This is a genomic window from Acinetobacter sp. ANC 4558 (genome assembly GCF_002135375.1).
GTDB lineage: Bacteria > Pseudomonadota > Gammaproteobacteria > Pseudomonadales > Moraxellaceae > Acinetobacter.
The window spans coordinates 64,013-78,011 of the sequence record NZ_NEGH01000010.1 but is presented as its reverse complement, the minus strand read 5'-3'; the positions used below and the strand labels follow the sequence as shown (position 1 = coordinate 78,011).

Below are 13,999 nucleotides of genomic sequence, written 5' to 3'. Positions count from 1 at the left end.
TCTATTGTGTAGAATTTTGCTCAATTGAGCAAAATTCTACACCAATGTATATTATTTGGGTCTAGTTACACCGATCCAAGTTGCTTCAACTTCAACATCACCTTCAGCGCGCACACTTCCCAACCAATCTATGCCATCTATTGTAAATAAAGAGACTCTATCGTTCATGGGAAATCTTAAGTCCAAATTAGTTGAGTGAAAAAATCCTGATTGTTGTTGGTCCCATGGTACCGCATTCCAATTCGCATCCGTTAAATCAAGCGTCGCACTGGCATTACAGCCACTATACTGCTCAATCTTTTGCCCAGCACTGTTGGTATAGGACAAATAAGCTGGAATAGGAACCTGCAAGACCTCATCTTTCGACTTAAATAAACAATAACTATTCCCTCTAACAGTCGTCGACTCTCCGAGTACTCTTGCTTTTACTACATCCGCTCTTCCGCCATTCGCACCCGTTGTTTTTGGTGCAGATTGAGTCACTACATAATTAAATGTAATGTCTTCTTCACCAATTTTTCCTGTTTTAACGCGTTCATTTTGGTTTTGATGGCGAATGCTAATGCCATATTCACGTGGAATAATATCAATATCCATATTTGTGGCAAATTGATAATAGCCTGATTGTGGAGTAGCCGTATTATTTACAGCAAATGTAAAGACACCACGCCTTCCTGAGGTAGAAGCTTCAGCTGCTAACATTTTTTTGAAGAAGGATTTAGTAAATAAAACTTCAATATAATGCCTTCCACTCTGCAACATTCTGTTCATAAGGTTCTCAACCCTTGTATCTGCATCGTATCGAACCCAGTCATCATTACCACCAGCATTGATTCGAAGATCATAAGCTGCAATTGCCATATTATTCAATGCAGCCTGATCAACAGCCATGTATAAATGAGTTGAGTTATTAAATGCGGAGGTTGGTCCATTCAAGTCATACTGTACCATTTTACAAGCAATGCCTTCGCGTTGATCAGCAGTTCCCCCCCGCGGCACAACAAGATCTCGGCAAAGCTCACTATTTTGTGCTATACTTGGCGTTCCATCGGTTGCCACCCAGATTTCACTAAAAGCTCGAGTATCTATAAATTTAATATGCGCATCTTTGGTAATATTAAGTTGCGTTTTTCGCCATCTGCCCGTTGTTGCATCTTTACAGCGTCCTCCTGCGCTTGGATTATAGTCTTCTGTGGTTTCACAATAATGCATAATAAACTGATGAACATCTCCAGGAGCTAATTCCTTCAAATATTCATATGCATCTGGCCCAAATGACGCACGAGCATATCCCCCATCGAAATCACCAGATGCTGAACGTATTTTATAGGCACCGAATTGATCTATAAATTCTGCGGGTAAAAACCCAGTTGCAGGACATGCCCCGTTATTTCGTATACGACAACGTATCCCTTGAAAAGGCGTTAACATACTAGAGTTTTCTAACCACATATCCACGTTATTTCGATTGCGTAACGTTGTATCTGTTCCCATATAACCTAAGGAGTCTTGTTGGTCTCGTCCATAGCGTGTCCAAACGTTTGCCCCAGTGAACCGCGGGTTGAGATGCTCAGCTGAAATCAAGTATTCTTGGTCTATATTATTTTCAAAGAAAATAAAACTGTTTGTTCCCCCACCTGTAAATGATGTCGGTGGATTTAAGGCATGCGCAGCATGATGAATAGAAAACGCTGAAAGTGCGCCAAGAAATAAAGTTCTATAATTAATCATGATTACGTACCTCTAAATTATTCTTACTATGACTCGCGACTTTATATACACATGAAATTTCACCTAACCAAGCCACACCTTGTTCTTTATTCAGTGCCAATTCAGATTCACAAATATCTCCATTGTCACGAATTAAAGTAATTACTGGATATTTCTTGTCAATATCAAGAGAAAACTCACCGTTATTATCAGTTTTGGTTTTACCAATATGGTTATTTAGCTGTGTATTGGCGGCAATCTCACCATTTGGATAACGAATCCGTCCAAAGATCGTCACCATTTGTTTAATTTCAGGCTCAAGTTTTGCGACGTTCCCTGGGTAAAGTACTACCGTGCTCTTACGACCCTGACCGACGCTGACACTATCCATGGAATGCTTATCACTTCTTAATTCTACTGTGTATTTTTTATACGGTGATAACGGAATAAAGTTACGATTTCCTTTTAAAGTATAATCTTGTCCATTAATCAGTGCGGACATGGTGGTACCACGTGGTAAACCTGTTTTAATCAAAATACCTGAACCATGACTGTTATTGCCAAGTCCTAAATCAAAGTTAGAGCTGGCAATCGAACCTTGGGTACTGTAGTTGAAATTCTTGCTGTGTGATGAGGCACTTCCTGACAAGGTTCCTGCATTAATACTGGTTTGGTACGCTAAATAAGCCGATGCTGAGAAATCATCACTATTTAAATAATCATTCTTTCTTTTAATCACCTGATTTAAATCCACGCCAACACTTTGCACAACACTATTGCTAAAGTTTTGTTTATAACTGGCATTGGCAAGGAGGTTACTATTTCGGCTGTTAATTCCAGCACTAAACCATCTGGAAATTGGTAAACTTAAATCTAAAAAAATATATTTATCATTATCAGAGCGTTGATTGTCATACGTTGATTTTTGTACACCAGTTCTTATGCTCACATTGGCATAACGCCCATTAAATACATTCTGAAAATATTCAATATTGGTGTTGCTATAACCGCGTTGCAAGTCTTTATTATAACTGGTATTTAAAAAACCTAGTTTAGAATACACTTGTTTGAGGTTTAAACTTAAACCTAAATCAAAACTGTGGCTTTGGGTGAAATAGAGTTTATTGCCTTCTTCACTGCGGTTAAAGGCACCCCAGACACTCCCATAACCTTTAGGCAATGTATAACCAACAGAAGTAGATGCCAAATAAGAACCATCACTGGCCAACATAGTTTGTAGCGTCAGGTTGGTACTCGGTGTGACCGATAAGGTGGTTTGGGTTTCGGCTACTGCATTTTCATCAAAAGCATAAAATGTACTTCTTAAGCCTAAACCTGATAAGACATTATAGTTTTTTGCTAATGCGACACCCATTAACCAGGTGTCTTTTTTATTAATATCTCTAATCTGTTCTCTACGATCAGATTTATAATATTCCAGCATTCCCCCAAAAACTTGCCAATCCAGTTTTCCAGTGACACTAGAGCTCCGACCATAGGACTTATTCACTTGCGCATTCGAGGTGGTTTCTTGTCCATCAATAATGGTTTTCAGTTCAACATTATAGATACCATATGGGAAGTTTGAAGTATCTATTTCATGGCTACCCATGGAAAAGTTTTGGATACTTAATAAACGACCATCTCGGTAAACTTGCACCGTTCCTGCACTCGGTAAGAACACCACAATTGGCGTTAAAGACTGTTTATTGTCTTCAATGGTGGTATTACTTTTATTACCGTAAGTGACCCCATAAATTTTACTGGTATTTAAGGCTGAAAGACTGGCAATGGATTGCATACTCCAAGTGTCCATCATCCCCGCAGCAAGACGATAACCTTCAAAATCTCGTTCATAGATGGCACGATAGAGATCTGCATTCGATGAACCTTTACCAATACCATAAATTGAACCGTTTAAACTTAAATGATGTTCTTTAAATGAACTAATGCTATCTAAACTTAAGTAGTTTGTTGAGTTTGAGCGATCATCATATTCATTATAAGCATAACCAAAGCGATAATTTAAGATTGACGAGACTTCATTCGAGGTTGCTTTTTCTAGAATATCAGAGCGCGGAATAAAGGTGGTTTCCAAAGCATCTCGATCAACCAAAAGTTCTAAATATAAAGACTCTAAATCTAGTTTTAATGCAGAATCATCATTCACTTGCAACTGCATCTGTTGGTTAAAGCTCTTGTCTAATGACTCTAGGTTTTGTTTTAATTCTGAAGACAGTGTAGTGGTTTGCTGATAAGACTCAAAATCAATGGTTTTTACATATAAATGATCATTTTTATAAATTAAGGTTGCATCGGCAACTTTCTGCTGACTCTTGTCATCTATAATTGCAGTGTCTTTGGTATATTTTAAATAGACAGGAATACTAATACCTTGCTGTAAAGCATGAGACAATACAGTCGGAAAAGTATAGTCACCAATAACGATACGCTCCCCTTTTGCATGAGACAATATGGGCACAAAAGTGCAACCACTTAACAAAACACCAGGTAATAGATATCTTTTCATAGGCCTTACTTTTTATTTTTATTTACATTGATATATTGTCCGCCATACCACACACCGAGATGAGTTTTAGGAGAATTCCAATCTGTAAATTTTAAGGTGGCTGATTTACCCGGCATAACATAGTATCGTTCCCGGCATCCTTTACCATCAATATCTTTTGCTTTATCTAGACAAGTTCCAGCTGCAACAATACGAAAGCTGGCATTTCCAGTATTGGTAATTGTTCCATTGGCATACTGATAATCAAATTTATCTTTGCGCGGTGTGACCACTAAAATGGTGTTAATGAGCGCTGAAGTGGTGGCTAAAGCACCTTTATTGGCTGTATTTTCTTCTGCACCTAATACTGGGGCATCTAACCAAGAAAGACGATAATAACGTTCTTGATCATCTTCGGGACCATTATAGAAAATTTTAAAAACATCTTGTCCACCGCCAGGTAAAACCAGACCTGCGGGGGTTGAAAGCACTTCATTATTGGCTAAAGGAATGACCACACCTTCTGCCGTTGGATTGGATATTTTTTCTATTTTTAAAGCAATATATCGTGCAACATTAGTGGTATTTTCGACTTCTTTCGCGAGTGTTTTTTCGTTGGCATTAATAATAGAAGTAATGTCACCCACATTCACAGCATTTGCACTCATTGCGAAACAGCAAACAATGACAGGAAGTATTTTATTCATTCTATAATCCCAAAATAAAAAAGATATGAGGGAGAATTCTCCCTCATATTAGAAAACTTAAGGTGTAGTCCAATGTGCTGTGAATTGAACGGCAACTTCACCATCCCATGTACCGTCAGCTAAATCAGCAAATGCTGCATCTGTAGAACCATCGCTTGTTGCATTATCAACGGTAAATATAAAACTACCTCGAGCTGAACTACGATCAGCTCCTGCATATGCAGTACTTTGAGCAAGTGCTTCTAAACCAGCATTAGCAAAGTCATCATCAGCAGTATTGATTAAAAATACTGGTTCTGTTGGAGAAAGTTTACTACCATTCCATGCAACTCCCACTTGAAGCGTTGAAGTATCACCTGTACGAGATAACGTATTTCCGACTAATTTTGAGGATAATTCAAAATCTGTCGCACCACTTTGACCTTGAATTGTGACATCAAAAGCACCCGTTTGTTGGTTAAAGGCATTCTCACCTTCAGCATATTGGAAACTCAAAGAACGCAACGGCGTTACAACTAAGCTAGACGTTGTATCTTTAGTTGCAGTTGCATCCCAACGTGCTGTAGCAGATGCAGTTACATCAGCCATTGCAGAAGTTGCAAGTAAAATAGATGAAGATAAGAGTGCTAATTTAGAAAGTGTACTTTTCATAAAAACCTCACTGATATTAAATTAATTTATACAATCATTTGAATATGACTATATTTTCCATATGAATAATTGATTGATATTATTAATGCTTGTAAATATTCTTATTAAATAAACTCAACTTAAATAACTAATTTATTTAATAAAATTAAATTAAAAAGTTATTTTTCATCTAATAAGTCAGTAATTACAACATCTACATTAAAGAGCCTGTGCAAAAATCACACTAGTTAATTACTTGTATATTTAAGTAATAGCTATAGTTTTTTTTTAACATTCCATTACTTAAGGATTTATTATTATTTCAATAAATACATTGCTTAAATTTAAAAAATAATTATAATTTTCATCCATTCAAAATTATCTAAATATGAACATTCCAAAGCTAAAATTCAGCACATTTCGATCTAAAACTAAAATATAATTCACACAATTTATGAATCCATTTTAATAGAAATACTTTAACATTCACATAAATGACTAAATATTAATGAGAAGCTGATTTTTGGAATAGTACAATTTACTGACAATATGAGGTTGTTATTTTTATAATAAAAAATTCATAGCTATGCTTTAGCTTAACTAACGGTAATATCAAAATAATTTGACCAAATTTTAAGGTATCTACATCACTCTCTGTACAAGTGATGTAGATACCTTCTTTAAAAATTGAATTTTAATTTATTTTTGCCAATTCTTTAATTTAGATGTATGCCCTATACCTACATTAAACTGGTTGGTTGGGTCTAATTGTTGATAATGATTTTTAAGTGATGGCTTCGCAATATATAAATGTCCAACATTATGTTCTGCTGGATATTCAGCACCACGACCATCTAATAAAGCCCACATTTCATGTTCCATTGCTAAAGGATCTACGCCTTTTTTTACAATGTAATCTTGATGGAAAACATGACATAAAAAATGTCCGTAATACAACTTATGAAGAATTTTATCATTCATTGATATAGGTAAGGTTTCAACCCATTCTCGGTCATTACGACGTAATGCAATATCCAAGGCAACAATATCTTCAACTTCACTTTTGTGTGTATCTCGATAACGTATTGCTGCACCCGCTACAGCAAAACGATGCAAAAATGCTTTACGCCCTTCTTCTTCACTACAATGGAAATAATCGCCCGTCGAATGCTGATTAAAATATGTTTTAAAAAAGTTTTTGACTTGCTCGATATCTTGATTTTCGATACGTAACACCAAATGATGTTCATATAAATCTCGAAATTCATTCATTCGTTTTGGTAAGTGAGATGGCAATAGTTTCGTAATAAGTTGTAAAATTTTATCACTTAATCCGTGTAATCCTATTTTCTGTAAATAGCCATCTACCTTATCTTTCATAGCAAATGCCGCGGGTACTTTTGCAGTACCAAATTTTTCAATAAACATAAACGTATCTTTACCATATTCGGCACCAATATCATATGCAACTCGATGAATATACTCACCTGCAATCGGTAACCGTGGTAGATCTTTTAATAAAAAACGTCTAATTTCAGTTAAATCATCATGTGAATTTGTTCCAACATAAAACACTTGACTCGGTATTTTTTCAAACGTATCTAAACGCACAGCAAATACACAAACTTTTCCAGCAGAGCCAGATGCTTCAAATAAACGTGTTGGATCCGCATTAAATCGTGCTGGAGTATCTTCATCCACCTGACACACATCATGCGCATAACGTTGATCAGATGCGCAGCGATGTTCTTCTTGTTTAATATTCAGCGGAACATACTTTTGGTTTGCTAAATTAGTTAAAATTTCTTCAGGTGTATCACCTAATTCGATGCCTAAATGATTAATCAGTTCTAACGTTCCCTCTGCATTGACACGTGCATAAAGTGCTAATTCTGTATAAGCAGGACCACGGCGCACTAAAGCACCTCCTGAATTATTACAGACCCCACCCAATACAGAAGCACCAATACAAGAGGAGCCAATCACTGAATGAGGTTCACGATTATAAACTGCCAGCTGCTTTTCAAGTGCATCAAGCGTAGCCCCTGGTAAACAAACAACTTGTTTGCCATCTTGAATCACCTGAATACCCGTCAAACGTCGAGTACTGAGTAGAATAATGGGACGATCATAATCACCAAATGGTGTTGAACCACCTGTCAATCCAGTATTCGCAGCTTGCATAATTACAATACAATCTGCAGCAACTGCAGCTTGTAAAACTTGCCACTGCTCAAGTAGTGTTCCAGGAATAACCACTGCTAACACGTTTCCAGAACCATAACGACGCCCTTGACGATATAAACGTGTATCGCTATCACTCGTTAATACATGCGGTTTACCTACAATATTTATCAGGTTTTGAATGGTTTTTACTGAATCAATTTGCATTTTAAACCCTACTTTTCTACAGTTCACTTAAACAACCGCAACTGACAAACTTACTAAAACTAAGATCATGTATATGTCATTGAATAAATGACTCATCATGTCATGAGAATAATGAGCAACCTAAAAACACTTTAGGTTTTCATAAAACCAATTTACTTTTCAGTGAAAAAGAACTGAATACATCAATTAACTCGTAAGCTCACGATCTAATCTAACCAAGCAATCTGAGTTAATGTCAGCAATTGTCTTCGCACCTGTAAGTGTCATAGCAACACGCATTTCTTTGTCTATTAAATCAAGTAAATTACTGACGCCAGCACCGCCTGCCGCACCTAAAGCATAAACAAATGCACGTCCAAGCATACATGTATCAGCCCCCATGGCCAGCATACGTACCACATCTAAACCATTTCGAATTCCAGAATCTACCAGAATTTTAAGATCACCTTTTACAGCGTCAACAATTGGAGGCAACGCTCGCGTTGTCGATAAAACACCATCTAACTGACGACCACCATGATTTGAAACCACAATACCATCTGCACCAAAACGTACAGCATCTTTTGCATCTTCTGGATCTAAAATTCCTTTAATCACCATGGGGCCATCCCAGAATTCACGAATCCATTCTAAGTCTTTCCAAGAAATTGAAGGATCAAAGTTATTACCCAACCAACCAATATAGTCTTCTAGACCTGTCGGTTTTCCTAAATATTTAGAAATGTTCCCCAAATCATGTGGGCGCCCCATCAATCCTACATTCCAAGCCCAATGCGGGTGAAAACATGATTGCATATAACGACGCATTGCAGCATTTGGCCCACTCATACCTGAATGAGCATCACGATAACGTGCACCTGGCACTGGCATATCTACGGTAAAAACTAAAGTGGAACAACCCGCTGCCTTTGCTCGCTCTAATGCATTTTTCATGAAACCTCGATCACGCAATACATATAATTGAAACCACATGGGGCGTGAAATTGCAGGTGCAACCTCCTCAATTGGACAAACGGAAACAGTTGACAAGGTAAATGGAATGCCCTTTTGATCTGCAGCCACAGCCGCTTGTACTTCACCACGACGTGCATACATTCCTGTAAGTCCTACGGGAGATAATGCAACAGGCATAGATAAAGTTTCATTAAATAATTGTGTTTCGAGACTCAACTGAGACATGTCATTTAAAACACGTTGTCTAAGTGCTATTTTTGAAAGATCTTCTACATTACGTTTGAGAGTATATTCTGCATAGGCACCTCCATCAATATAATGAAATAAAAATGGTGGTAAGCGGCGTTTTGCAGCTTCACGATAATCATTAGCAGAAGAAATAATCATAACTACATCCTGTTTAATCGACTTGCACGTTTAAAGCGAGCTTCCTCGTCTTCAATTAAACGTACTTGTTGAATGACAAATTCAATATGTCCACATACTGCATTACGTGCAGCTTCTGGATCTTTACGTTCAATCGCTTCCATCACTTGCAAATGCTGATCACGAATTTGATCAAAACGCTCTGGATCTGAATAAATTTTTCGTCTACCCAAAACCACGTTATATTGCAATAAATCAAAAAAACCACGCATTACCTGAATGAGGACTAAATTATGCGTAGCTTCCGCAATGGCTTGGTGAAAATAGGCATCTGCCATAGAAGCCTGATCAGCATCACCAATCGATTGAAAATATGAAATTTGTTCATAATATTCACGTATTTTTTTAATATCCGCAGGCGTCGCACGCTGTGCAGCATACCAAGCGGTACCACCCTCTAAAACAATTCGAGCTTCTTGTATATCAAATCGATATAAAGGATCTTCATCAATTAACCCACTTAAAGGCTGAACAATTTGATGATGTGACCAATCTGTAGATGCCTGTTTTAAATATGTACCCGCACCAACTTTACTGATTAATAGACCTTGACTAATCAGTTGCTGAATCGCTTCACGTAATGAAGAGCGAGATACACCAAGCTGCTCACATAGCTTTCGCTCAGCAGGTAAACGGTCTCCAACCTGCATATTATTCTCTTCAATAAATATACGTAAGTTTTGTAGTACTTGGTCAGAGACTTTCATTCGTTCACCTTTATTGATATGTCATGGAATCATCCATGGGAACACATAAGCTTGTAAAGTGACAATAATACCGATCATTACGGTAAAAACGATACTGTGTTTTACCGTGAAACGGAATAAGTCTGATTCCTTTCCAACCAATCCAACTGCCGCACAAGCAATAGCAATAGACTGAGGAGAAATCATTTTTCCAGTTACCCCTCCACTGGTGTTTGCTGCCACCAACAATACTTCTGGCACACCAATTTGCTGTGCAGTCGTCGCTTGAAGGGCTGAAAACAGTGCGTTTGCAGAAGTATCTGATCCTGTTAAGAACACTCCAATCCAACCTAAGAAGGGTGAGAAAAAAGTAAATGCATGACCTGTATGTGCCAAGGCCAAGGCTAATGTCGCAGACATACCTGAATAGTTTGCAATAAATGCAAATGCTAAAACCATCCCGATGGAATAGATTGGAGTTTTTAATTCATTTAAAGTTTCGCCAAATGTAACAACTGCCTCTTTAGGTTTAAGTTTTAGATAAATAATACTTAAAATTGCAGCAATCATGATTGCTGTGCCTGTTGCAGACAACCAATCAAATTTAAAAACCGCATCATAATCTTGAATATCTGCAACAACTGGCGGCATTTTTTGTACCAATTGATGTAAATATGGAACTTTAATTGCAATAATTAAATCATGTAATGCGCCATCTTTTGCGAATAAATCTTTAAATGGTTTGATACTCCAAATCGTAACCATCACGGTTAAAATTGCAAATGGCGACCATGCTTTCGCAATTTGTCCCAATGTATATTTTTTTTGTTTTTCAGCGTCTAAATCGTTATTGCTCGTTGTTTCATCTTGATCAAAACGGAAAATATGCTTAGGCTTCCAAAATTTCAACAAAATGGTCAAAGAAACCAATGATGCGATTGCTGCCGTAATATCTGGAAGTTCAGGTCCAACAAAGTTTGACGTTAAATATTGCGCAATTGCAAATGCACCACCACCAACAATGACCGCAGGCCAAGTTTCTTTTACACCACGCCAACCATCCATAATTGCCATAATCCAAAACAGAACAATCGGTACCATAAATGGAAGTTGACGACCGACCATCTGACTGATTTCTAAGGTATCTACCCCTGAAACCTGACCCGCAACAATAATTGGAATTCCCATCGCACCAAATGCAACGGGTGCTGTATTTACAATTAAGCATAATCCAGCTGCATAAAGAGGTTTAAAACCGAGTCCAACCAATAATGCTGCGGTAATTGCAACTGGTGCACCAAAACCTGCCGCACCTTCCAAAAAAGTACCAAATGCAAAACCAACTAATAACATTTGCAAACGTTGATCTTCTGTAATCGATAAAATTGAAGAACGAATGATATTAAATTGCCCAGTTTTAACCGATACTTTATAAAGAAAAACAGCACCAATAATAATCCATGCAATCGGCCATAGACCATAAAGGAAACCATATACAAGCGATGCGAGTGCCATAGGTGTTGGCATATCATATGCAAATAGAGATACGCCTAGTGCCAAAATTACCGTAATCGTTCCCGCTACACTTCCCTTTAAGCGAAATATCGCTAAAGCCAAAAAGAAAAATACAATAGGAATTAATGCAATAAGGCTAGATAACCAAATATTACCCATCGGATCATAAATCTGTTGCCAAGATTGAAGCATTCTCATCTCCTTGAAATGCTAAGGCTAATATAGAAGATTGGGTAGCTTAGTTGCTCAAGATCGGTATGACCAATAAATGCTTATCAAACAGAGAACTAACACTAAATATGCAAAAATATTAATTTCTGAACACTTAAAGATCAAGGTGTAGATATAAAATATAATATTGGTATGACCAATATTACTTTAATTTTTAGACAAAAAATAGATTTATTTCCAAACACACAGACAGAGAAATATCATAACTAATTATTTTTATTATCTTTTAATTAAATAAATAATTTCTTATACAACTTTAGTCTTGTTTCGATCATTATGATGTAATTTAGATCGAATAATTGTCTGATTAAAATAATTTAATTCTCAAAATATTGGTCTGATCAATTAAATCAATGAGAATATCGAAAAAGTATATACCTTAAATATTTGCAAAATTAAAGCCTTGAGTTACGACACAAATCTCATGACTCTAGTTTTTATATTCGATCGCACCAATTTTGCTCTTTAATAGATGACTCCTCACTCAAGTTTAAATGGCTTGATTAGAAAGTAGAGCACGAAATACATCTAAATTATCTCTACACTACACAGTGTTTCTTAAATGGTCAGCATTTCAATTTAGATAGTTCAATATTAACGATTACCCCCCAAATTAGTCGATTTTTGATTGATGAAAAAGATCTAATATTTAATATAAAATTGCCTAAAAATAAAATAATAGGCAATCTTTTAAACTTATAATATTACACAGCTCTATTATTAAAATAATAATTTCCCTAAAGTCCAACCAGTAGTTTACGCCTTTTATTTACTCTAATATTAGTTTTATTAATAAAAATCAACATATTTTGTCCTTAAATCTGGTTATTGTTTATTATTACTTACGATAATACTTTTTTCTATAAATTTACCAAAAGCTAATCCAATTTCAAACAGCACCCACATTGGAATTGCTAACATTAACATACTCAAAGCATCAGGTGGTGTAATAAACATAGAAACAAAAAAGCAACCGACAATAATATAACGCCTATTATTTTCTAAAGACTTTACCGAGATAACATTAATTAAAATCAATAAGATTATTGCAACAGGTATTTCAAATGTTAAGCCAAAAATTAAAAATAGTTTTAAACAAAAATTCAAATAACTACTAATATCCGTCATCGGAACGACAGCATCAGGAGTGGTATGTATAAAAAAAGATAATATAGCAGGTAAGGTAATAAAATAGGCAAAAGAAATTCCAATATAAAATAATGTAATGCTTGAAAACAATAGCGGAATTGCAATTTTTTTTTCTCGTTTATATAAAGCTGGCGTTACGAATAACCAAATTTGATATAAAATAAAAGGCATCGCAACAATCATTGCTATAAAAAGGCTCAGTTTTAATGGCGCCATAAATGTTGTCGTAATATCTGTTGCAATCATCGTCGTATTCGTTGGCAACTGCAAACGAAGAGGCTCCGATAATATTTCATATAAATTATTTGAAAAAGGGATAATACAGAGTAAAAGAATTAATATTATTCCAAAAATTCTTACTAAATATTTACGAAGCTCGATAATATGAGATAATAATTCCATAGAAGCTAATGAATTTTTTTCTTGCTTTAACTCATCTGATATCATTGTTTTTCACCATTTCATTCGATTTTATTTGATGTGATGCTTCAGATTTCTGAAAAACATTCTCTTGTGAATGATCAGGGCTGACATTAATCAATTGTTTCATTTCTTTAAGTTGTTGCTGCATATCTTCTTCTAAGGTTCGGATTTGCTCCAGTTCTTTATGAAGTTGTTCTTTCATTTCTAATAGATTCAGTTCTCTCTCTATATCTCTTTGAACACTCACTATTAATCGTCGAGTTTTACTATACCAATGTCCAACAAATCTCATTGCTTGTGGTAACTTATCTGGACCAAGTACAACAACCATAACAATGCAAAATAATAATATTTCACTAAAACCCATGTCCAACATAGATCATATTACCTTTATAATAATTTAAACTATTTTTTTTCAGCTGAAATTTTCTGAACATTATCTAAAGGAAGATTAATAATTTTATTATCCTCCTCAATACATTCTTTTCCATTATCTTTTACTGATTCTTTAAAATCTTTAATGGCACTACCAATATCTCTTCCTAGGTTTTTTATTTTAGATGTTCCAAATAATAAAATAACAATCAATAAAAACAATAAAATATGCCAAATAGATAAACCGATCATAATAAAAATCCAAATAAAAATAAAATCTATTGATATAGAAA

General features: G+C 35.7%; 11 protein-coding genes. All 11 read right to left on the bottom strand.

Annotated features, from left to right (window positions below; all coding sequences use genetic code 11):
• Positions 1–51: 51 nt before the first annotated feature.
• Positions 52–1,731 carry a hypothetical protein gene (locus B9T31_RS12675; RefSeq protein ID WP_086182315.1) on the bottom strand — a complete coding sequence of 560 codons (1,680 nt, stop codon included), beginning with the start codon at positions 1,729–1,731 and terminating at the stop codon, positions 52–54.
• Positions 1,724–4,240, bottom strand: coding sequence for a CS1-pili formation C-terminal domain-containing protein (locus tag B9T31_RS12670; protein WP_086182314.1), 2,517 nt, complete (start codon positions 4,238–4,240; stop codon positions 1,724–1,726). Before B9T31_RS12670 ends, B9T31_RS12675 begins: the two co-directional genes overlap by 8 nt.
• A 5-nt stretch (positions 4,241–4,245) precedes the next feature.
• Positions 4,246–4,926: a hypothetical protein gene (locus B9T31_RS12665; RefSeq protein ID WP_086182313.1), complete on the bottom strand. Its 681-nt coding sequence runs from the start codon at positions 4,924–4,926 to the stop codon at positions 4,246–4,248.
• Positions 4,927–4,983: 57 nt separating this feature from the next.
• Positions 4,984–5,577, bottom strand: a complete 594-nt coding sequence (ecpA, locus tag B9T31_RS12660; protein WP_086182312.1) for a common pilus major fimbrillin subunit EcpA — start codon at positions 5,575–5,577, stop codon at positions 4,984–4,986.
• Between the two features lie 678 nt (positions 5,578–6,255).
• Positions 6,256–7,947: a D-lactate dehydrogenase gene (gene dld, locus B9T31_RS12655; RefSeq protein ID WP_086182311.1), complete on the bottom strand. Its 1,692-nt coding sequence runs from the start codon at positions 7,945–7,947 to the stop codon at positions 6,256–6,258.
• A 186-nt stretch (positions 7,948–8,133) separates the two neighbouring features.
• Positions 8,134–9,288 (bottom strand): FMN-dependent L-lactate dehydrogenase LldD, encoded by a 1,155-nt coding sequence (lldD, locus tag B9T31_RS12650; protein ID WP_086182310.1) that lies wholly within the window; start codon positions 9,286–9,288, stop codon positions 8,134–8,136.
• 2 nt (positions 9,289–9,290) lie between these two features.
• The gene (lldR, locus tag B9T31_RS12645) at positions 9,291–10,034 is read right to left on the bottom strand and encodes a transcriptional regulator LldR (protein ID WP_086182309.1); all 744 of its coding nucleotides are present in this window, start codon (positions 10,032–10,034) and stop codon (positions 9,291–9,293) included.
• A 21-nt stretch (positions 10,035–10,055) separates the two neighbouring features.
• Complete coding sequence (gene lldP, locus B9T31_RS12640; protein WP_171264756.1) at positions 10,056–11,726, bottom strand: L-lactate permease; 1,671 nt, start codon at positions 11,724–11,726, stop codon at positions 10,056–10,058.
• An 858-nt stretch (positions 11,727–12,584) separates the two neighbouring features.
• Positions 12,585–13,355 carry a twin-arginine translocase subunit TatC gene (gene tatC, locus B9T31_RS12635; protein ID WP_086182307.1) on the bottom strand — a complete coding sequence of 257 codons (771 nt, stop codon included), beginning with the start codon at positions 13,353–13,355 and terminating at the stop codon, positions 12,585–12,587.
• Positions 13,342–13,707: a Sec-independent protein translocase protein TatB gene (tatB, locus tag B9T31_RS12630; RefSeq protein ID WP_086182306.1), complete on the bottom strand. Its 366-nt coding sequence runs from the start codon at positions 13,705–13,707 to the stop codon at positions 13,342–13,344. The genes tatC and tatB overlap by 14 nt, the downstream gene beginning before the upstream one ends.
• A 29-nt stretch (positions 13,708–13,736) precedes the next feature.
• Positions 13,737–13,958 carry a twin-arginine translocase TatA/TatE family subunit gene (gene tatA, locus B9T31_RS12625; protein ID WP_086182305.1) on the bottom strand — a complete coding sequence of 74 codons (222 nt, stop codon included), beginning with the start codon at positions 13,956–13,958 and terminating at the stop codon, positions 13,737–13,739.
• Between the last annotated feature and the right edge of the window lie 41 nt (positions 13,959–13,999).